Below are 21,408 nucleotides of genomic sequence, written 5' to 3'. Positions count from 1 at the left end.
TTAATATTTTTTATTTAAATTTATAAAAAGTTTAATATTATCACTTATAATATTAAACGATAAAACAGTTATAAATATAGCTAAGCTAGGAAAAATAATTAAATGTGGTGCTGTTAGTATTTCAAATCTAGATTCATTTATCATTGAACCCCATTCAGGAGTTGGTGGGTGTATACCTAAACCTAAAAAAGATAAACTCGAAACGGTAATAATAGCAGTTCCTATTCTCATAGTAGAATATATTATAATAGAATTAATGACAAGAGGAAAAATTTGATAAAAAATTATTTTAGCATTAGATAATCCAATACATCGGGATGCTAAAATAAAATCTTGATTTTTTATCATTAAAGTATTACTTCTTACTAATCTAATAAAAATTGGAATATTCATAATGGATAAAGAACAAATTATATTTAAAATTCCATTTTTAATAAATGTTGATATTGTTATAGCTAATAATATACTAGGTAATGCAAGTAATATATCACATATTCTCATAATTAAAATATCAAAATTATTTTGGTAATATCCAGTGAATAATCCTAAAAAAGATCCAATTATAGCTCCTATAATTACAGAAATTATACTAGTTAAAAGTGTAATATGAGTTCCGAATAATATTCTGCTAAATATATCTCTTCCTAAAGAATCTAATCCAAACCAATGTAATTTACTAGGACCTTGATTAAAATGTGCAGCATCTAAATAAGTTTGAGGATCAAAAGGTGTAATTAATGAATGGAATATAGATATAAAAATAAGTAATATAACAAATAGAATAGACATGATAAAACTAAAATTGAATTTTTTCATTAATAAAAAAACCTGAATATATTAATTAAATTTATATATATTATTATATAATAAATCTATTATTAAGTTTAGGATTAATTAGTTTATAGATAAAATCTAAAATTAGATTAATAATAACAAATTCTATTGTAAATAATATTATTGAAGCTTGTATTATAGGATAATCTCTCATTTCTACTGCATCTAATAATAATTTACCCATTCCTGGTAAATTAAAAATTATTTCTATTGTAATAGATCCATTCAATAAAAATCCAAATTGTAAACCAATCATTGTAATTATTGGAATCATAGCATTACGTAATGCATACTTTGTAAAAATTGTCCATTCACTAATACCATTAGCTCTAGCACTATAAATATAATTTTCTTGAATAATATTCATTAAAGATATTTTAGTAATTCTAATAATAATTGATATAACAATAATACTAAGAGTAATAGAAGGTAAAATATATGCACAATAATTATTATTATAAATTGAAATAAAATTATGTTTTATGGAAAAAAATTCTATTAATAATAATCCAATTATAAAAGAAGGTAATGATATTCCTGCAATACTAAACATATTTATTATATTATCAATATAACTATTATTTTTTATACAACTCAATATTCCTAAGAAAATACCAATAATAGATCCTATCATAATACTTACTATTGTTAAAAAAAATGTATTTAAAAATTTTTGTGAAATTTCTTCTAACACGGGCTTTTTAGAAACAAATGAATAACCTAAATTTCCATGTATAATATTTTTTAAAAAACATATAAATTGTTTAATTAAACTTTGATCTAATCCTAATTCGTTACGAATATTTTTAATAGTAATATTACTAACTTCAGTATTACTCATTAGACTAACTGGATCACCTGGCAATATATGGGATATTATAAATACAATAGAAATAATTATAAATATTAAAATAATTGTTTCTATAAATTTTTTAAGTATAAATATTAACATAAATTTTAATATTTTAATTAATATATTTTATCAGCTTCATTAAAATCAAAACCTCCATCAGGTTGTATAAAAAAATTAATTATATTTTTTTTATAAGCACAAATTAATTTTTCTACTACTAATGGAGCCCATGGTTTATCATACCAAATAATATCTTGTATTTTTTTATATAGTTTCTTTTTAATCTTTGTATTACTAATTTTATTAGCATTTATTAATGTTGTATCCACAATTCTATTACTATAAAAAGATGTGTTAAATAATTCTGGAGGAAAAGATGATGTTGCAAATAATGGACTTAAAGCCCAATTAACTTCTCCTGTAGAAGGTGACCATCCTGTATATAACATTAATAATTCACTATTTTTTTTATTTTTAGATTCAACTTGTGTAACTCTTTGTTCTGTATTTAAAGCAAATATTTTTACATGAATACCAACTAATAATAATTGTTGTTGAATAATTTGTAATACTTTTAATGACGTAATATTATTATGTGATGCCCATAATATAGTATTAAAACCGTTAGGATATCCAGCTTGTTTTAAAAGTTTTTTTGATTTTTTAATATTATATTTTATAGCTGGATAACTTATTGAATATTTTATTAAAGGAGAAATAATACCATAAGATGGTATAGCATGTCCAGAAAAAGCTACTTTAACTAAAGTATCACGATTAATAGCATAATTAATTGCTTTTCTAACTTTTAAATTATTAAAAGGGGGTTTAGTAATATTGAAACTAATATATCTTTGCATAATTGAAGTAATTATGGATATTTTAATGTTATAAGATTTATTTTTTAAGAATTTGATGTGTTCATAAGAGATAGGAAAAGCAAAATCTACTTCACCATTTTTTAACATTATTACTCTACTATTATTATCCAATATTGATAACCAAGTAATACTATCTAATTTAGGATAATTTTTTTTCCAAAATTTATTCCATTTTTTAACTTTTAAATATTCTTTTTGAGACCATTCTATAAAAATGTATGGTCCTGTTCCAACAGGATGAAATTTAATATTTTTACCATATTTATTGATAGCACTAGGTGATACTATTACTGAAGCTGGATGTGCTAAAATATTAATAAATGAAGAAATTGGTTGTTTTAAAAAAAATTTTACTGTTAAATTATTTAAAACTACAATATGATCAATAATATTAAATAAACTATATCTTTTAAAATTATTTTTTTTATTTTTAAAACGATCAAAATTAATTTTTACTGAATTAGCATTAAAATTAGTATTATCATGAAATTTAATACCAGATTTTAAATAAATAATCCAAATATATCCAGATTTTTCCATTTTATAATTTTTTGCTAATACATTTTTTATATTCATATTTTTATCAAATTCAAATAATCCTTGATAAAATGATTTAGCAATATTTTGTGATAATGTATCATTTGCATCATATGGTTCTAAAGTAGTTATATCTGAACCAATTGCTATTATTATATTTTTTGTTTTAGCAAATACTGTATTACTAAATATAAAAAAAATAAAAAATAATATATATTTAATATTATGATTTAAAATCATTATTTATTTACCTTAATTTAAAATATTATTAGATTCTTGCATTATATAATGATCTTTACCTACTTGAATGAATTTTTTTTTTGGTAATATAGTTCCGATAGGAAAAATATTATTTTTTATAATATTATCAGAAGATAATAATATATTAGAATATTGTTTTTTTTTAATATTCATATTAAATGTAGATAATATTAATTTTTTAGTATAATTATGTTGTGGGTTTTCAAAAATTAATTTTGAAGGACCAATTTCTATAATTTGACCTAAATACATTATTGCTATGCGATGACTAATACGCTTTATCATTGTAATATCATGAGATATTATTATAAATGATATATTAAATTTTTTTTGTAATTCAAGTATTAAATTAAATATTTTAGATTGTAATATAATATCTAAAGATGAAAATGATTCATCTGCTATTATAATTTTTGGTTTAATAGCTAATGCTCTAGCTATACAAATTCTTTGACGCTGTCCACCAGAAAGTTCTTTAGGATAATAATTTATATAATCAGAATTTAATCCTACACTTTTAAGTAAATATTTTACATATTTTATTAGTTTATTATATGTTAGTAATGTGTTATGTACTAATAATGGTTCCATTATAGAATAGCCAATAGTTTTTGTTGGATTAAGAGATGTATACGAATTTTGAAAAATACATTGTATATTTTTTTTAATATATAATAAGTCTTTTTGATTAGATAAATTTATTTTTTTATTATTAAGTAAAAATAATTTAATTTTACTTTTAACTAAATTAAAAATAGATTTTATTATTGTAGATTTACCACATCCAGATTCACCAATAATAGATAATGTTTCTCCTGTATATAAATGTAAAGAAACTTTTTCTACAGCATATATTTGATGTGATGTTTTATTAAAAATATTTTTTTTTATATTAAAACGAGTAATAATATTTTTTATTTTTAAAAGTGGTATATTTTTCTTAATTATAGTTTTATTAGATGCATGTTTATTATATAATGAACTATATTTTATAGTATAAAAAAATTTTTTATTTTTATTTAAAATAAATTTAGGATAATTTTTTAATAAGTATTTTGTATAACTATGTTTAGGATTATTTAAAATTTTTTGTACAGAAGATTTTTCTACTATTTTACCTTGATACATAATAATAACTTTATCTGCTATTAAATTAATTAAACTTAAATTGTGTGTAATAAAAATTATTCCTATATTTTTTTCTTTTTTAATATCTTTTATTAATTTTAATAATTGTTTTTGTAATATTGTATCTAAAGCTGTAGTAGGTTCATCTGTAATTAAAATAGTTGGATTACATGATATAGCTATGGCAATACATATTCTTTGTAACATTCCTCCTGACAATTGATAAGGATAATAATTAATAATATTATTAATATTAGAAACTTGTACTAAATCTAACATTCTTTTAGCTTCTTTTAATGAACTAGTATAACTTTTACATTGATGTAATCTAATTACTTCTGTTATTTGTTCTCCTATTTTAAATAAAGGATTAAGACTGCTAAAAGGATCTTGAAATATCATAGAGATTTCTGATCCTCTAATTTTAGATAAATTAAATAATTTTAATTTAATTAAATCTATTTCTTTATTTTTTTTTGTATGTAAAATAATTTTACCATTAATAATTTTACCACCATAATATTCAATTAAACGTATTATAGATAATGAAGTAATAGATTTACCTGATCCTGATTCACCAATCATAGCTAATATTTCATTTGAATGAACCTTAAATGATATATCGTGAATTATTTGAATGAAATTATTCTTATTTAATAAACTAACACTAAGATTTTTTACTTCCAGTACACATTGATTTTTATATGCACTAATAATATTCATATGTCCTCTAAAATAGTACTAAAATGTTAATATAAAATATTTCTTATTAAAATATTTAAATAAAAAATTAATTTTTATTAACATATATTATAATAAAAAAATTAATTTTATTAAAAATTATCTATTTTATAATAAGAGGAACTCTTTTAGATAAAGAACACATTATTTCATAACCAATAGTATTTGCTGATTGAGCAATATCGTCTATTTTAATGTTTTCTCCCCATAATTCTACTTTACTTCCAATATTTGCATTTGGAATATTTATTAAATCTACTGCAATCATATCCATAGAAATATCACCTAAAATTTTTGTTATATGTCCATCTACTAGTATTGGAGTATTATTAGATATATTTCTTGGATATCCATCAGCATAACCACATGCTATAATTCCTATACGACGATGTTTATTAGTATAATATGAATTATTATATCCTACAGTATTTCCAGGTAATAATTTTTGTATACTAATTATTTCACTATTTAATGTCATTACAGGAATTATTTTACTATTTTTTATATCTTTCCAATGACCAGTAGGAGATGCTCCATATAATATTATTCCAGGTCTAACCCAATCATAATGTGTTTGTGGATGCCATAATATAGCAGCAGAATTAGCAAATGAACGTAAAAAATTATATTTATTTATATTATTATTTATATAATTAATAATATTATTAATTATTTTATAATCTTTATAAGATGTTTTAGCAAAATGTGCCATAAAAGTAATATTTATTATTTTAATAATTTTAATAATATTTATTATTTTAGAAATATTTTTAATATTAAATCCTAACCTATTCATTCCACTATTAATTTTTATATATATATTAATAGGATATTTTGGTTTATTTAAAATTAACATATTTAATTGCCAATAACTATGTATTGTAATTGTAAAATTATATTTATAGATTATATCTAAATCTTTTATTTTAAAAAAACCTTCTAATAATAAGATAGGTTTATTACAACCATATTTTCTTAATAATATAGCTTCATCTAAAGTTAATACTGCAAAACCATCTGTTTGTATTAAACTTTTCCAAACATTTTTAATACCATGTCCATATGCATCAGCTTTAATTACTGACCAAATTTTTGATTTAGATACTATCTTTTTAATTAATTGTAAATTATGTTTTAATGCATTAGTATTAATAACAGCAAAAATAGGTCTAGTCATTAATAATATCTCTAAAAATTTATTAAAATAATAAAATTATTATATTTATAATTTTAAATTTATCTAAATAACACAAATATATATGTTATATTAAAAGAAATTTGATTTCAAGATAGTTATAGTTTATTAGTTTAATAAAGTTATAATGAAATATTAAATAAACTTAAAAAAAATTTTTAATATATTTTAATAAATTTAATAACTATTTATTAGGAGTTAAAATGATGATTACCAGTAAATTTGGTATTGGTCAACAGGTTAGACATAAATTATTAGGTTTTTTAGGAGTAATAATTGATGTTGATCCTGAATATTCTCTAAGAGATCCTAAAATTGGTGAAGTGGCTGAAAGTATAACATTACGTAATAAACCATGGTACCATGTAGTAATGGAAGATGATACAGGTCAACCTATACATACATATTTAGCAGAAGCACAACTTTCAGGAGAACCATTAGAATATGAACATCCTGAACATTCATCATTAGATGAATTAGCAGCATCTATAAAAAAACAACTAATAACACCCAAATTAAGGAACTAATAAAAACTTAAATAGATAAGCGGAAAAATATACCGCCTATCATTTTTACAGTAAAAAAATTAATATTATTAGTTATTTATAATTTTATATTATTTAATGAAATAAAATTTATTGCGTTATTAATATATTTTAAAACTTTTTTTTGTCCCATTAAATATATTATATAATTAATAGGAGGACTATTAACCATTCCTGTTATAGCTAATCTTAATGGCATAGCTATATTAGAAAAATTTAAATTTAATTTTATAGATATTTCTTTTATAGAAGAACTAATGATTAATAATGACCAAACATTAATTAATGTAAATTTTTTTAATAACTTATTTAAAATTATTTTTGTATCTAAATTTAGATATTTATCTATTGAGTTAACTTTTGAATAATCAGGAGTCCTATAAAAAATAGAACATAAATTAGTTATTTCTTTTAGAGTATTACATCTATCATGAAATATATTATATAAATCATTTACTTTAGGACCATTATTTATATTAATATGATTTTTTTCAAAAAAATCAGTTAAATAATTAATCATGTATGTTTTTGATAATTTACTTAAATAATATTTATTTAACCAAATTAATTTATTGATATTTAATATACTAGGTGATTTACTAATATTTTTTAAATTAAATAATTTTTTCATATCATCTAATGAAAAAATTTCTTGATTACCATAAGACCATCCTAAACGTACAATGTAATTTAATAATGCCTCTGGTAAATAACCTGATTTTTTATATTGTAAAATATCCATATTATTAAATCTTTTTGAAATTTTTTCTCCTGATTTATTAACAATCATTGAAACATGTGCATATATTGGTATTGGAGCTCCTATAGCTTTAATGATATTAATTTGTCTAGGAGTATTATTTATATGTTCTTCTCCTCTGATAATATGTGTAATACCCATATCCCAATCATCAACAACTACACAAAAATTGTATGTTGGAATACCATCAGTTCTTTTTATAATTAAATCATCTAATTCATTATTATGAAATATAATAGTACCACGAATTTTATCGTTAAATTTTACTATACCATTATCAGGATTACGAAATCTTACTACAAATGATTTATTATCTTTATGAATAAAATTATTTAAATTCCTACATTTGCCATTATATTTAACTTTTTTCCCAATTAATATTTGTTCTATTTTATTTTTTTCTAATTCTTCTTTAGAACAATAACATTTATAGGCTAATTTTTGTTTAATCATATTATTAATAATATAATTATATCTATCAAGTCTTTTACTTTGAAAATAAGGACCTTCATCCCAATCAATATTTAACCATTTTAATCCATTTATAATATTTTCAATAGAATTTTTTTTATATCTTGTAATATCTGTGTCTTCTATCCTTAAAATAAAACTACCTAAATTATTTTTAGCAAATAACCAAGAATATAAAGCTGTACGAATATTTCCAATATGTAAATTACCTGTAGGACTTGGTGCAAAACGAGTTTTTATTATCATAAAAATCTTATTTTATAGTTACTATGATTATAATATTTAATTATTATATTATACAAATAAATAAAATTTGATTTTTTATTAAATTTTTATTAAAATATGTTTACTTGTTTTTATTATTAGTTAGAACATATAAATTTTATTTATCAGGGTGATTAGCTCAGTTGGTAGAGTCCCTCCCTTACAAGGAGGTTGTCGGCGGTTCGAGTCCGTCATCACCCATAATAAAAGGGTCGTTAGCTCAGTTGGTAGAGCAGTTGACTTTTAATCAATTGGTCGCAGGTTCAAATCCTGCACGACCCAATAATTAATAAAATAATAAATTATTTTAATTTTGTTAATTTTTTGTATAAATAAAAATATTTATTAAATATTTAAACTTCAAACATAAATAAGTTACATTTATTTATATTTAAATTTATGTTAGATTACAATTATTAATCATTAAACAATAATTATAGTTATTTATAAAAAAATTATGCATTATAATAAAAAAACTGTATCCATACATAATGGTTTAAATACAGATAAACAATATGGTTCTGTTATTCCTCCAATATATTTATCTACTACTTATAATTTTGATGGTTTTAATAATCCTAGAAAACATGATTATTCTAGAAAAAGTAATCCTACACGAGATATATTACAGAATGTTATTTCGTCTTTAGAAAATGGATCAGGATCAATTATTACTAATAGTGGTATGTCTGCAATTTATCTAATAATCACATCATTATTAAATCCAGGTGATTTATTGATTTGTCCTAATGATTGTTATGGTGGAAGTTATAGACTATTTAAAAGCTTTTTAAATAAAAGAATATATAAAGTTAAATTTATTACTATGTATGATAAAAATACATTATTATCCGCATTATTAAAAAAACCTAAAATGGTGTTTATAGAAAGTCCTAGTAATCCACTATTAAATGTAATTAATATTACTGATTATTGTAATGAAATACGTAATTCAGGTGCAATTAGTGTAATTGATAATACACTACTTAGTCCAGTTTTTCAAAATCCATTAAATTTAGGAGCTGATCTAGTAGTTCATTCATGTACAAAATATTTAAATGGACATTCTGATATAATTGCTGGTGCAATTATATCAAAAAAAATAAAATTTATAGAAACATTATCTTGGTGGAGTAATAATATAGGAGTAACTAGTTCAATTTTTGATAGTTATTTATTACTTAGAGGTATTAAAACATTATATCCTAGGTTAAAAATCGCAGAAAAAAATGCTTTAACAATTATTAAATATTTAAAAACTCAAAAATTAGTAAAAAAAATATATCATCCATCACTTAGTAGTAATATTGGACATAATATAGCAAAAGTTCAACAAAAGGGATTTGGAGCTATATTAAGTTTTGATTTTAATGGTTCTAAAAAAATGTTAAGTTTATTTTTAAATTCATTAAAATTATTTACTCTAGCAGAATCATTAGGTGGGGTAGAAAGTTTAATTTCCCATTCAGCAACTATGACACATGCATGTATTACAAAAGAAGAAATGTTACAAGCAAATATTTCTGATTCATTATTACGAATATCAGTAGGTATTGAAGATTCAAATGATTTGATATCTGATTTAGATAAAGCATTTTTTCATGCTAATAAACATCGTTAATATTTTTTTATATACATACAAAAAAATTAAATAAATAAAAATTTATGCGCTCTACAGGATTCGAACCTGTGACCAATAGCTTAGAAGGCTACTGCTCTATCCTACTGAGCTAAGAGCGCGAAAATTTAATATTAACATAATATTATATTTTTTAAAATAAATTTAAAAAATATAATAAAAAAATTTTTAAATGAGTTTTCTGTAAAATGCAAGCTAAAATTATTAATGGTAAAATAGTTGCTAAAAAAATATATACTAAAATAATAAACAAAATGAATAATAAATTATTTCAAGAATATAGACCGCCAGGATTAGGAGTGGTTTTAATCGGTAATAATATAGCATCTAAAATTTATATAAAAAACAAACGTAAAGTATGTAAAAATTTAGGTTTTATTTCTCATGATTATAATTTACCTGAAAATATAGACGAATATACTATAATAAAAATTATTGATTCATTAAATAATAATAATAATATAGATGGAATATTAATTCAATTACCATTACCTAGAAATTTAAATTTAAGTAAAATATTAGAGAGAATTTCTCCTAGTAAAGATGTAGATGGATTTCATCCATATAATATAGGTAGATTATGTCAACGTATACCTTTATTACGCCCATGTACTTCTCTAGGTATAATAAAATTATTAAAATATTATCAAATTAAAATTTCTGGTTTAAATGCTGTTATTGTAGGTGCATCTAATATAGTAGGTCGCCCTATGAGTATGGAATTATTATTATCAGGTTGTACAATTACTATTACTCATCGTCTTACTATAAATTTAAAATATTATATAAAAAATGCGGATTTATTAATAGTTGCTATAGGTAAACCTAACTTTATACCTGGTAAGTGGATTAAATTAGGTGCTATTGTAATAGATGTAGGAATTAATAGAGTAAATAATAAAATTATAGGTGATATACATTTTAATTCAGCAATAAAGAGAGCTTCTTATATTACTCCAGTTCCAGGAGGAGTAGGTCCAATGACTGTAGCTATATTAATGCAAAATACCTTACAAGCTTATGAAAAATTTTTAAAAAATAAAAATTTTAACATACTTAATAAAGTTGATCTATAAGCCGGATTCTGTCTTGAACAGTCATTTATCTATTATAATAATCACTTATTATTTTTAAGCAGCTCACCTAGGTTTTATAACAGTACGGATTAATACAAACCTTATTTAGCCTTGCTCCTGGTGGAGTTTACATTGTCATATATTATTACTAATATATCGGTATGCTTTTACCATACCTTTTCACCCTTACCATAATTTTTTATTATGGCGGTATTTTTTCTGTTGCACTTTTCGTAAGTTTACACTTCCCAGGTATTACCTGGCACCATAATCCTATGGAGTCCGGACTTTCCTCTTTTACATAACATATAAATAAAAGCGACTGCTCAATCAACTTCAAAATATTATATCTTTTATAAAAAAATAATCAATATTTATTTTTTAAAAAATAAGTATATAATATATTTCTTTTAATTTTATAAATATTAGCCGTAATATTAATAGCTTTTTTTAAAGGTAAATATTTTTTTAACATTAGTAATGTTGTAAAAGATTCTTTAGATATTTTTTCATCAATATTATTATGTAATCCATCAATAACTAAAACTATTTCTCCTTTTAATCTATTTTTATCTTTTTTAATCCATAAAATAATTTTTTCAACAGTATCTCCATAAATACATTCCCATTTTTTTGTTATTTCTCTTGCTAAAACTAAATATCTATTTTCTCCAAAAATATTTTTAATTTCATATAAACTATTTAATAGTTTATGTTTAGATTCATAAATAATTAAAGTTCTTTTTTCTAATTTTAATTCATTTAATCTAACTAATCTTTTATTTTTTTTTTTGGGTAAAAAACCTTCATAACAAAATTTATTTGATGGTAATCCAGAAGCAGATAATGCCAAAATAGCAGCACAAGGTCCAGGTATAGGTATAATTTTAATAGAATTATTTTCTAAACGACACAATTTTACTATTCTATAACCAGGATCATTAATTAATGGTGTTCCTGAGTCCGAAACTAATGCTATATTATAACCTTTTTTAATTTTATCAAGAATAATTGTAGATTTTTTTTTTTCATTATATTCATGATATGAGTATAATTTATTTTTAATGTTAAAATATTTTAACAAAATTCCTGTTTTTCTTTTATCTTCAGATAAAATTAAATTTACTTTTTTTAAAATTATTAATGATCGATAATTTATATCATTATAATTACCTATTGGAGTTGGTACTATATATAAATTTCCTAGTATTGTTTGATTTTTTTTCATTATATTTACACTGATTTATTTTTTTAAAAAACTTTACTTTTGATTTTAAAAAAATGTATAATTAGTCAATATTATTTTTTTCTTAAAATAGTATAAATGGGAGGAGTGGCCGAGTGGTTAAAGGCACCGGTCTTGAAAACCGGCAATAGGAAACTATTCGAGAGTTCGAATCTCTCTTCCTCCGTAAATAAATAATTATATACTATAAACAATATATTATAAGTAAAAATATTTAAATTATGTATAAAAAACAACAAAAATATTTCCTTTGGAATGAAACGTTAGCAGAAAAGATTGCATTTGAAGAAGGTATTATATTAACATCAAAACATTGGGAAATAATATATTTATTACGTATTTTATATAAAAAATTTAATGCTGTACCTAATGTACGCATGTTAATTATTACTTTAAATAAAAAATATGGTATTTCAAAAGTTGATAGTACTTATATTTTTAAATTATTTCCTAAAGGATCAATACAACAAGCAGCAAAAATAGCCGGGTTACCTAAAACTAATATATGTTTATGAAATTTTTTTAGTTCCTCCAACAGTCATTTTATTTATTTTTAAAGTTGGTTGACCTACACTTACTGGTATAGATTGACCGTTTTTTATAAATATTCCTATTCCATTATTAAAACTTAAATCATCTCCAATCATAGATATTTCTTTCATGATATTTTCCGAAGATCCTATTAATGTTGTATTTTTACAGGTTTTGTAATTTTACCTTTCTTAATTAAAAAAGCTTCAGTAGTTGAAAAAACAAAATTTCCAGAAGTTATATCTACTTCACCTCCATTCACTGAAGAAACATATAATCCATATTCAACACTATTAATTATATCAGTAGTTTTTGTTTTACCATTTAATAAATATGTATTTGTCATTCTAGGAATAGGTAAAAAAGCATAAGAAGATCTTCTTGCATTACCTGTTGATTTTATTTTTCCAACAAGAAAAGAATAATAATTATCATATATATATTTTTTTAATATACCATTTTCAACTAATATATTGTATCGGGTAGGTGTTCCTTCATCATCAACATTAAGTGAACCATTCATATTTTTTAATGTTCCATTATCTACTATAGTACATATATTTGAAGCAATTTTTTTTTTATTTTATTATTAAAAACAGAAGTTTTGTAATAATTATAATCTCCCTCTAATCCATGACCTATAGCTTCATGTAATAATATTCCAGGAGAACCATTTCCTAATATAACTGGAATTAATCCAGATGGCGCTTCAATTGCATTTAAATTATTTACTGCTGTTATTACAGTTTCATGTATGATATTGTCAATATATGTTTTTTGATTGTTATCATCAATAGATATAATAGAATTATAATCTATTCTACCACCTATTATTTGATAACCCACTTCTCTTTTATTATCATTTTCAACTATTATACGAATACTAATATTTACTAACGGTCTAATATCTATTGATATTTTATTTTTATTATTTATTACTAATATCAATTCATACAAATTATTCATTTTTATCTGAACATTTTGAACTCTTTTGTCTAATGTACGAGCCGTTGTATCTATATAATTTAAAAAAAATATTTTTTTTCATTAAAATTATTATTAATAGGATTAATTATAGAATAATAATTCTGATCATTTTTTAAAAAATTAAAAATATTTTTCGGATTAGCTAAATTTATTTGAGAATTATATTTCTTATTAAAAAGATTATTTATACATTTATTAATAGATTCTAATGTTATGTCATTAGTACAAGAAAAATAAATAATGTTATTTTTGATTACTCTAATTCCTATACCTTGTTTTTCTTTATAAAAACATTCTTTAATAATACTATTATCTAAAAACCAAGATTCATTTGAAATAGATTGTAAATACAAATCAGCAAAATAAACATTATTTAAAGAAATTTTATTTATTATATCATATAAATAATTATAAGAAATATTATTTTTTATTAAAAATTCATTAACTATAGTATTATGTATATTCATATTATGTTTTTATTTTAAATAAATTAAATATTAATTTAAATAAATACAATTTTATAATAAATTAAAATTTGATTTTTATCAATATAATATATTTATATATTATGATTTGTAAAAATAAAGATTATAATAATAAAATTCATGTTTTTTAAAAATTTTATAAATATGATTTTAAAATAAAATTTTAATATAATAAATTATTAAAGAATAATTTTATAAAAATTAAATAATGTAAAAATTAATTTTGATTATTTTTTTGAGAAGATATAAGTAATAAATATTTTAATTCTGATATTGTAAATAAAGGACTAACATTTACATAATTTAATCTTATATTTTTAAAATTTTTATTTGATGATGTTGTCACTATAGCAACAGGATATCCTTGTAATAAATTATCATATAATGCAGATATTACTAAAATATCTCCTTTATTTATATTTATGTTTTTTGGTAAAATTTCTGACATTAAACTATATTTGCAACCATTTCCTTTAATAGCAAATTTAATATGGGTATTAGTTGATTGTACTGATATAAAACTTTGTGTACTACATATTAAACGAACACGACTTGTTGACTCATTTGTAGAAATAACTTGACCAACAAGTCCACGATCATTAATTACTAATTGTCCTAAATGAACGTTATTTATACTACCTTTATTAATTAATATTTCATCAGTATCAAAATTAAAATAAATTGGTAATTTTTCTGCAAATATTTTTTGTATATTATTTTTATTTATAATTGGTAAAATTAATAATTTTCTTAACTCTGTATTGTCATATTTTAATTGTTTTAATTGTAAAATTTCATATTTATTTTTTAAAAGTTGATTAAATAAATATTTATTTTGTTTTTTTAAATTATTATTAATATTTTGATTTTCAATCATATTATTAAATATAAAATAAGATTTATTTAAAAATATATATACAGGATTTATAAATGTATTAAAATGAGACTTTAAATTAAAAAAATAATTTATTATTAATATAAAAAATAAAAATAGCATAGCACTAATTAATTTTAATTTTAATGATATTTTTTTATTAAATAGAATTTTCATAATTTTTTTTTTGATATAAATAAAATTTATTCTTCACTAAATAAATCTCCACCATGAATATCAATCATTTCTAGTGCTTTACCACCACCTCTAGCTACACAAGTTAATGGATCTTCAGCAATAGAAACAGGTATTCCTGTCTCTTCCATTAATAATTTATCAAAAGATTTTAATAATGCACCACCGCCAGTTAATACCATACCTCTTTCTGAAATGTCAGAAGCTAATTCTGGTGGACATTGTTCTAATGCAACCATAACAGAACTAACAATTCCTGTTAGTGGCTCTTGTAATGCTTCTAATATTTCAGTTGAATTTAATGTAAAACTTCTAGGTACTCCTTCAGCTAAATTACGACCTCTAACTTCAATTTTTAATACTTCATCATTATTTGTTGTATATGCAGATCCGATTTGATGTTTTATTCTTTCAGCAGTTGCTTCACCAATTAAAGATCCATAATTTCGACGTACATGATTAATAATTGCTTCATCAAATTTATCACCTCCTATTCTCACAGAAGAAGAATATACAACTCCATTTAAAGAAATAACAGCTACTTCAGTAGTTCCTCCACCTATATCTATAACCATTGACCCTGTAGCTTCAGAAACAGGAAGTCCTGCACCTATAGCAGCTGCCATAGGTTCATCTATTAAAAAAACTTTTCTAGCTCCTGCTCCTTGAGCAGACTCACTAATAGCTCTTCTTTCAACCTGTGTGGCACCTACAGGAACACATATAAGTACTCTAGGACTAGGACGCATAAAACTATTACTATGAACTTGCTTTATAAAATGTTGTAACATTTTTTCGGTAATAAAAAAATCTGCTATTACTCCATCTTTCATAGGTCTAATTGCAGCTATGTTACCTGGAGTTCTACCTAACATTTGTTTTGCACTGTATCCTACAGCAGCAACACTTTTGGATGTCCCTGATCTATCTTTTCTAATTGCAACTACTGAAGGTTCATTTAAAACTATTCCTTGTCCTTTAACATAAATTAAAGTATTTGCTGTTCCTAAATCAATAGATAAATCATTAGAAAACATTCCTCGAAATTTTTTTAACATATAAAAAAATCCTGATTTTAAATTTTTATTGTATAATTATAAAAAATTAATTATTAAGTTAATATACATTTATTTTAAGAATAAATATAGACATCTTTTATAAAGATATATAATAAATTATTCGTATAAATTTTATGAGCTAAAAAATGATAAAATATAAAAAACATATTTTAATATTAAATGGACCAAATTTAAATCTTTTAGGTAAAAGAGAACCTAAAAAATATGGATATTTATCTTTAAATCAAATTATTGATAATTTAATAAAAAAAGCTAATAATAATAATTGTGAATTAAATCATTTTCAATCTAATTCTGAACATTTGTTAATAGATTATTTAATAAATTTTACTAAAAAAATTAATTATATTATTTTAAATCCAGCAGCATTTACACATACAAGCATTGCATTACGTGATACTTTATTAGCAATAAATATTCCTTTTATAGAAATACATATAACTAATATTTTTGCTAGAGAATCTTTTAGAAAAAAATCTTATTTTTCTGATATTTCTAAAGGAATAATATCTGGTTTAGGAATAGATGGATATTTTTTAGCTTTAGATTTTATAATTAAAAGATTATGATCTTAATATTAAATTTATAATTTATTTATATAAATTTATTATTTATAATTAAAATATTTAATTTTTTTAATAATTATGAGTAAAAATATTTGATGGATTTATTTCACCTATTGATCCTATTAATCTTACTTCAGGTTCTAACCAAATGCCAAATTTATTTCCTACACTATTATATATTTTTATTGCTATATATAATATATCTTTACTTGTAGCTTTATATTTATTAATAATTATTAATGAATGTTTAAAATATATCATAGCTCCACCCTTAATGTATCCTTTTAAATCACATTGATCAATTAACCATGCTGCTGAAAATTTAAATATATTATTTTTTATAACATAAGGTATATTAGGAAATGTTTTTAATAATTTAACTCCTAATTTAAGAGAAACTAAAGGATTTTTAAAAAAACTTCCTGCATTACCATATATTTTAGGGTTTGGAATCTTTTTTTTTCTTATTTTACATATATAATTGAAAATTTCATGAGGAGTAACTGTATTTAAATTTAAGTGATTTAAATCTTTATAACTTATATTTGGTTTCCATTTTTTGGAAATAGTCATACCTAAAGCAATAATAATATAATTATGCATATAAAAATTTTTGAAAATACTATTTCTATATTGTAAATTACATTCTTTACTTGATAAACGTGTTATTTTTTTATTTGAAAGATTCATTATATCTACATATTTACAAAAATTTTTTAAACTTACACCATAAGCACCAATATTTTGTATAAGAGCAGAACCAACACAACCAGGAATTAATGCTAAATTTTCTAGTCCAAAAATACCTTTTTTTATAGTATATTTTACGAATTGATGCCAATATTCTCCAGAATATACATGTAAATTCCAACAATTTTTAGATTCATTAATATTAATACCTTTTAATCTATTTATTATTACAATACCTTTAAAATGATTTAAAAATAAAACATTACTTCCACCACCTAAAATAATATATGGTAAAGATTTGTAATAATATTTTTTACAAATATAATATAATTTATTAATATTTGTTATTTTTATAATTTTAAAAGCAGTAACATCTATACCAAAAGTATTAAAATTTTTTAAAGAATTTTTATAAATATTCATGAATTTACTTTATAAAATATTAATTAATCCTGGTATTTTCCTACTCTCACATGAGTAAATCTCATACTACCATCGGCACTACAATGTTTCACTTCTGAGTTCGGAATGGATTCAGGTGGTACCATTGCGTTATTGATACCAGGATTAAAATTATTAATAATAAATAATTATAATATTTAAAACGATTCTGGTGTTGTAAGGTTAAGACTCACGGGTGATTATTAGTACTGATTAGCTCAACATATTACTATGCTTACACATTCAGCCTATCAACGTTATAGTCTTTAACGTCCCTTTAGGGATATATCTAAATAACAAATATATCCTGGGAAGAATAATCTTAAGGTAAGTTTCGCGCTTAGATGCTTTCAGCACTTATCTTTTCCGCATTTAGCTACCGGGCAATACCATTGGCATGATAACCCGAACACCAGAGATGCGTTCACTCCGGTCCTCTCGTACTAGGAGCAACTCCTTTCAATCTTCCAACGCCCACGACAGATAGGGACCGAACTGTCTCACGACGTTCTAAACCCAGCTCGCGTACCACTTTAAATGGCGAACAGCCATACCCTTGGGACCTACTTCAGCCCCAGGATGTGATGAGCCGACATCGAGGTGCCAAACACCGCCGTCGATATGAACTCTTGGGCGGTATTAGCCTGTTATCCCCGGAGTACCTTTTATCCGTTGAGCGATGGCCCTGTCATATAGAACCACCGGATCACTAAGACCTGCTTTCGCATCTGTTCGAACCGTCATTCTTACAGTTAAGCCAGCTTATGCCTTTGCACTAACCTCACGATTTCCGACCGTGATTAGCTGACCTTAGTGCTCCTCCGTTACTCTTTAGGAGGAGACCGCCCCAGTCAAACTACCCACCAGACACTGTTCCTGATCCGGATAACGGACCTAGGTTAGAATAGTAAATGTTAAAGGGTGGTATTTCAAGGTTGACTCAATATTAACTAGCGTTAATATTTCATAGTCTCCCACCTATCCTATACATTAATATTCAATATCAAGCTATAGTAAAGGTTCACGGGGTCTTTCCGTCTTGCCGCGGGTACACTGCATCTTCACAGCGATTTCAATTTCACTGAGTCTCGGGTGGAGACAGTCTGACCATCATTACGCCATTCGTGCAGGTCGGAACTTACCCGACAAGGAATTTCGCTACCTTAGGACCGTTATAGTTACGGCCGCCGTTTACCGGGGCTTCGATCAAAAGCTTTTCGTAAAACGATAACTTCATCAATTAACCTTCCGGCACCGGGCAGGCGTCACACCGTATACGTCCACTTTCGTGTTTGCACAGTGCTGTGTTTTTAATAAACAGTTGCAGTCAGCTGTTATCTTAGACTGATTTCAGCTTTAAAAGTAAATTTTATTACTTACAATCAGTGTGCCTTCTTCCGAAGTTACGGCACTATTTTGCCTAGTTCCTTCACCCGAGTTCTCTCAAGCGCCTTAGTATTCTCTACCTGACTACCTGTGTCGGTTTGGAGTACGATTCTATGTTATCTAGAGCTTAGAGGATTTTCTTGTAAGTATGGTATTAATTACTTCAGTAAAATAAAGTACTTCGTCATCACGCCTTAATGTTTTGTATTAACTATCCGGATTTTCCTAGATAATTCATCTACACGTTTAAACCAAGATAACCATCACTTGGATAATCTAACCTTCTTCGTCCCCCCTTCGCAATAACATTGAGTACAGGAATATTAACCTGTTTTCCATCGACTACGCTTTTCAGCCTCATCTTAGGTGTCGACTTACCCTGCCTCGATTACCGTTGGACAGGAAACCTTAGTCTTTCGGCGAATAGGTTTTTCACCTATTTTATCGTTACTCATGTCAGCATTCGCACTTCTGATATCTCCAATAAACTTTACAATTTATCTTCAACGACTTACAGAACGCTCCCCTACCCAATAAATATAAAATTTATTGTCGCAGCTTCGGTGTATAATTTAGCCCCGTTACATCTTCCGCGCAGAAAAACTAGACCAGTGAGCTATTACGCTTTCTTTAAATGATGGCTGCTTCTAAGCCAACATCCTGGCTGTTTATGCTTTTCCACATCGTTTCCCACTTAATTATAACTTAGGGACCTTAGCTGGCGATCTGGGTTGTTTCCCTTTTCACAACGGACGTTAGCACCCGCTGTGTGTCTCCCGTGATAACATTATTCGGTATTTGAAGTTTGCATCGGATTGGTAAGTCTGGATGACTCCCTAACCGAAACAGAGCTCTACCCCCGAATATGAATAACACGAGGCGCTACCTAAATAGCTTTCGGGGAGAACCAGCTATCTCCCGGTTTGATTGGCCTTTCACCCCTAACCACAAGTCATCCGCTAATTTTTCAACATTAGTCGGTTCGGTCCTCCAGTTAGTATTACCTAACCTTCAACCTGCTCATGGCTAGATCACCGGGTTTCGGGTCTATACCTTGCAACTTAACGCCCTTTTAAGACTCGGTTTCCCTACGGCTCCCTTATACAGTTAACCTTGCTACAAAATATAACTCGCTGACCCATTATACAAAAGGTACGCAGTCACATTTTCAAATAATAAATGCTCCTACTGCTTGTACGTATATGGTTTCAGGTTCTATTTCACTCCCCTAACCGGGGTTCTTTTCACCTTTCCCTCACGGTACTAGTTCACTATCGGTCAGTCAGTAGTATTTAGCCTTAGAGGATGATCCCCCTATATTCAAACAAGATACCACGTGTCCCGTTCTACTCTTTGAGATCACAATTAATATATTTTAATATACGGGACTATCACCCTGTTTCGTATATCTTTCCAGACATTTTTATTAATATAATAATTGATTAAGTCTCTGGGCTTTTTCCTTTTCGCTCGCCGCTACTAAGAAAATCTCAGTTGATTTCTTTTCCTCAGGTTACTTAGATGTTTCAGTTCTCCTGGTTTGCTTCGTTATTCTATGAATTCAAACAACGATAATACATAAAATATGTATTGGGTTACCCCATTCGGATATCATCGACTAATAACGCTTCAAATCAGCTTATCGATGCTTTTCGCAGATTAGTACGTCCTTCATCGCCTCTGACTGCCAAGGCATCCACCATATACGCTTATTTACTTAACCTTACAACACCACAATCGTTT

Annotated in this window: 16 protein-coding genes, 4 tRNA genes, 2 rRNA genes, 1 other RNA gene and 2 pseudogenes; 8 read left to right on the top strand and 17 right to left on the bottom strand. The window is 24.2% G+C overall.

Annotated features, from left to right (window positions below; all coding sequences use genetic code 11):
* The 5 genes from GJT80_RS00140 to alr all read right to left on the bottom strand — a co-directional run bounded on the left by GJT80_RS00140 (position 1) and on the right by alr (position 6,412).
* The gene (locus GJT80_RS00140) at positions 1-789 is read right to left on the bottom strand and encodes an ABC transporter permease subunit (protein ID WP_168867389.1); all 789 of its coding nucleotides are present in this window, start codon (positions 787-789) and stop codon (positions 1-3) included.
* A gap of 70 nt (positions 790-859) precedes the next feature.
* Positions 860-1,786: an ABC transporter permease subunit gene (locus GJT80_RS00135; RefSeq protein ID WP_168867388.1), complete on the bottom strand. Its 927-nt coding sequence runs from the start codon at positions 1,784-1,786 to the stop codon at positions 860-862.
* Between the two features lie 17 nt (positions 1,787-1,803).
* Positions 1,804-3,345, bottom strand: a complete 1,542-nt coding sequence (gene gsiB, locus GJT80_RS00130) for a glutathione ABC transporter substrate-binding protein GsiB (protein ID WP_168867387.1) — start codon at positions 3,343-3,345, stop codon at positions 1,804-1,806.
* A 12-nt stretch (positions 3,346-3,357) separates the two neighbouring features.
* Positions 3,358-5,217 carry an ABC transporter ATP-binding protein gene (locus GJT80_RS00125; RefSeq protein ID WP_168867386.1) on the bottom strand — a complete coding sequence of 620 codons (1,860 nt, stop codon included), beginning with the start codon at positions 5,215-5,217 and terminating at the stop codon, positions 3,358-3,360.
* Between the two features lie 121 nt (positions 5,218-5,338).
* Complete coding sequence (alr, locus tag GJT80_RS00120) at positions 5,339-6,412, bottom strand: alanine racemase (protein ID WP_168867385.1); 1,074 nt, start codon at positions 6,410-6,412, stop codon at positions 5,339-5,341.
* A 224-nt stretch (positions 6,413-6,636) separates the two neighbouring features.
* Between alr and hspQ the strand changes: the two genes are divergently transcribed.
* The gene (gene hspQ / locus GJT80_RS00115; RefSeq protein WP_168867797.1) at positions 6,637-6,957 is read left to right on the top strand and encodes a heat shock protein HspQ; all 321 of its coding nucleotides are present in this window, start codon (positions 6,637-6,639) and stop codon (positions 6,955-6,957) included.
* Positions 6,958-7,033: 76 nt separating this feature from the next.
* Here the strand turns inward: hspQ and gltX are convergent, their stop codons facing one another.
* Complete coding sequence (gltX, locus tag GJT80_RS00110) at positions 7,034-8,452, bottom strand: glutamate--tRNA ligase (RefSeq protein ID WP_168867384.1); 1,419 nt, start codon at positions 8,450-8,452, stop codon at positions 7,034-7,036.
* 146 nt (positions 8,453-8,598) lie between these two features.
* Between gltX and GJT80_RS00105 the strand changes: the two genes are divergently transcribed.
* The 3 genes from GJT80_RS00105 to metB all read left to right on the top strand — a co-directional run bounded on the left by GJT80_RS00105 (position 8,599) and on the right by metB (position 10,091).
* Positions 8,599-8,671: transfer RNA gene (locus tag GJT80_RS00105), tRNA-Val, on the top strand.
* 8 nt (positions 8,672-8,679) lie between these two features.
* Positions 8,680-8,752 (top strand) — tRNA-Lys (locus tag GJT80_RS00100).
* Between the two features lie 175 nt (positions 8,753-8,927).
* A complete protein-coding gene (gene metB, locus GJT80_RS00095) occupies positions 8,928-10,091 on the top strand; it encodes a cystathionine gamma-synthase (RefSeq protein WP_168867383.1) in 1,164 nt (387 codons plus the stop codon).
* A gap of 45 nt (positions 10,092-10,136) precedes the next feature.
* Here the strand turns inward: metB and GJT80_RS00090 are convergent.
* Positions 10,137-10,210 (bottom strand) — tRNA-Arg (locus tag GJT80_RS00090).
* A gap of 87 nt (positions 10,211-10,297) precedes the next feature.
* Between GJT80_RS00090 and folD the strand changes: the two are divergent.
* Positions 10,298-11,128, top strand: a pseudogene (gene folD / locus GJT80_RS00085) (bifunctional methylenetetrahydrofolate dehydrogenase/methenyltetrahydrofolate cyclohydrolase FolD); the annotation flags it as partial.
* 38 nt (positions 11,129-11,166) lie between these two features.
* On the opposite strand, the gene rnpB reads toward folD, so the two are convergent.
* Both rnpB and rsmI read right to left on the bottom strand, forming a co-directional pair.
* An RNA gene (gene rnpB, locus GJT80_RS00080) (RNase P RNA component class A) lies at positions 11,167-11,523 on the bottom strand.
* Between the two features lie 29 nt (positions 11,524-11,552).
* Complete coding sequence (rsmI, locus tag GJT80_RS00075; RefSeq protein WP_168867382.1) at positions 11,553-12,413, bottom strand: 16S rRNA (cytidine(1402)-2'-O)-methyltransferase; 861 nt, start codon at positions 12,411-12,413, stop codon at positions 11,553-11,555.
* A gap of 99 nt (positions 12,414-12,512) precedes the next feature.
* Here rsmI and GJT80_RS00070 point away from each other — a divergent pair.
* Positions 12,513-12,597 (top strand) — tRNA-Ser (locus tag GJT80_RS00070).
* 55 nt (positions 12,598-12,652) lie between these two features.
* Positions 12,653-12,946 carry a TusE/DsrC/DsvC family sulfur relay protein gene (locus tag GJT80_RS00065; protein WP_168867381.1) on the top strand — a complete coding sequence of 98 codons (294 nt, stop codon included), beginning with the start codon at positions 12,653-12,655 and terminating at the stop codon, positions 12,944-12,946.
* Here the strand turns inward: GJT80_RS00065 and GJT80_RS00055 are convergent.
* The 5 genes and pseudogenes from GJT80_RS00055 to GJT80_RS00035 all read right to left on the bottom strand — a co-directional run bounded on the left by GJT80_RS00055 (position 12,941) and on the right by GJT80_RS00035 (position 16,561).
* Positions 12,941-13,485: pseudogene (locus GJT80_RS00055) on the bottom strand (metallopeptidase TldD-related protein). The gene GJT80_RS00065 and the pseudogene GJT80_RS00055 overlap by 6 nt on opposite strands.
* Positions 13,486-13,508: 23 nt before the next feature.
* The gene (locus GJT80_RS00050) at positions 13,509-13,982 is read right to left on the bottom strand and encodes a metalloprotease PmbA/TldD family protein (RefSeq protein ID WP_343033601.1); all 474 of its coding nucleotides are present in this window, start codon (positions 13,980-13,982) and stop codon (positions 13,509-13,511) included.
* A 5-nt stretch (positions 13,983-13,987) separates the two neighbouring features.
* Entirely contained in the window at positions 13,988-14,416 is a 429-nt protein-coding gene (locus GJT80_RS00045; RefSeq protein WP_168867379.1) for a PmbA/TldA family metallopeptidase, read from the bottom strand.
* A 235-nt stretch (positions 14,417-14,651) separates the two neighbouring features.
* Positions 14,652-15,485 carry a rod shape-determining protein MreC gene (gene mreC, locus GJT80_RS00040; RefSeq protein WP_168867378.1) on the bottom strand — a complete coding sequence of 278 codons (834 nt, stop codon included), beginning with the start codon at positions 15,483-15,485 and terminating at the stop codon, positions 14,652-14,654.
* 26 nt (positions 15,486-15,511) lie between these two features.
* Positions 15,512-16,561, bottom strand: a complete 1,050-nt coding sequence (locus GJT80_RS00035) for a rod shape-determining protein (protein WP_168867377.1) — start codon at positions 16,559-16,561, stop codon at positions 15,512-15,514.
* A gap of 149 nt (positions 16,562-16,710) precedes the next feature.
* Here GJT80_RS00035 and aroQ point away from each other — a divergent pair, with 149 nt between their 5' ends.
* Complete coding sequence (gene aroQ, locus GJT80_RS00030; RefSeq protein WP_168867794.1) at positions 16,711-17,151, top strand: type II 3-dehydroquinate dehydratase; 441 nt, start codon at positions 16,711-16,713, stop codon at positions 17,149-17,151.
* 66 nt (positions 17,152-17,217) lie between these two features.
* Here the strand turns inward: aroQ and murB are convergent, their stop codons facing one another.
* The 3 genes from murB to GJT80_RS00015 form a co-directional block, all read right to left on the bottom strand.
* Positions 17,218-18,261 (bottom strand): UDP-N-acetylmuramate dehydrogenase, encoded by a 1,044-nt coding sequence (gene murB / locus GJT80_RS00025; protein ID WP_168867376.1) that lies wholly within the window; start codon positions 18,259-18,261, stop codon positions 17,218-17,220.
* Between the two features lie 27 nt (positions 18,262-18,288).
* A 5S ribosomal RNA gene (gene rrf / locus GJT80_RS00020) occupies positions 18,289-18,404 on the bottom strand.
* Between the two features lie 54 nt (positions 18,405-18,458).
* Positions 18,459-21,388: ribosomal RNA gene (locus tag GJT80_RS00015) — 23S ribosomal RNA — on the bottom strand.
* Positions 21,389-21,408 lie beyond the last annotated feature (20 nt).

Origin of the sequence: Enterobacteriaceae endosymbiont of Plateumaris braccata, assembly GCF_012563325.1 — a bacterium.
Taxonomy (GTDB): Bacteria; Pseudomonadota; Gammaproteobacteria; order Enterobacterales; family Enterobacteriaceae.
Note: the sequence above shows the minus strand (reverse complement) of the source record. Positions and strands in the feature narration are given on the sequence as shown.

What these genes read in the sequence shown, in the direction of transcription:
- GJT80_RS00140 (WP_168867389.1), bottom strand. Translation starts at nt 789, where the DNA reads ATGTCTATTCTATTTGTTATATTACTTATTTTTATATCTATATTCCAT.
- GJT80_RS00135 (WP_168867388.1), bottom strand. Translation starts at nt 1,786, where the DNA reads ATGTTAATATTTATACTTAAAAAATTTATAGAAACAATTATTTTAATA.
- gsiB (WP_168867387.1), bottom strand. Translation starts at nt 3,345, where the DNA reads ATGATTTTAAATCATAATATTAAATATATATTATTTTTTATTTTTTTT.
- GJT80_RS00125 (WP_168867386.1), bottom strand. Translation starts at nt 5,217, where the DNA reads ATGAATATTATTAGTGCATATAAAAATCAATGTGTACTGGAAGTAAAA.
- alr (WP_168867385.1), bottom strand. Translation starts at nt 6,412, where the DNA reads ATGACTAGACCTATTTTTGCTGTTATTAATACTAATGCATTAAAACAT.
- hspQ (WP_168867797.1), top strand. Translation starts at nt 6,637, where the DNA reads ATGATTACCAGTAAATTTGGTATTGGTCAACAGGTTAGACATAAATTA.
- gltX (WP_168867384.1), bottom strand. Translation starts at nt 8,452, where the DNA reads ATGATAATAAAAACTCGTTTTGCACCAAGTCCTACAGGTAATTTACAT.
- metB (WP_168867383.1), top strand. Translation starts at nt 8,928, where the DNA reads ATGCATTATAATAAAAAAACTGTATCCATACATAATGGTTTAAATACA.
- rsmI (WP_168867382.1), bottom strand. Translation starts at nt 12,413, where the DNA reads ATGAAAAAAAATCAAACAATACTAGGAAATTTATATATAGTACCAACT.
- GJT80_RS00065 (WP_168867381.1), top strand. Translation starts at nt 12,653, where the DNA reads ATGTATAAAAAACAACAAAAATATTTCCTTTGGAATGAAACGTTAGCA.
- GJT80_RS00045 (WP_168867379.1), bottom strand. Translation starts at nt 14,416, where the DNA reads ATGAATATACATAATACTATAGTTAATGAATTTTTAATAAAAAATAAT.
- mreC (WP_168867378.1), bottom strand. Translation starts at nt 15,485, where the DNA reads ATGAAAATTCTATTTAATAAAAAAATATCATTAAAATTAAAATTAATT.
- GJT80_RS00035 (WP_168867377.1), bottom strand. Translation starts at nt 16,561, where the DNA reads ATGTTAAAAAAATTTCGAGGAATGTTTTCTAATGATTTATCTATTGAT.
- murB (WP_168867376.1), bottom strand. Translation starts at nt 18,261, where the DNA reads ATGAATATTTATAAAAATTCTTTAAAAAATTTTAATACTTTTGGTATA.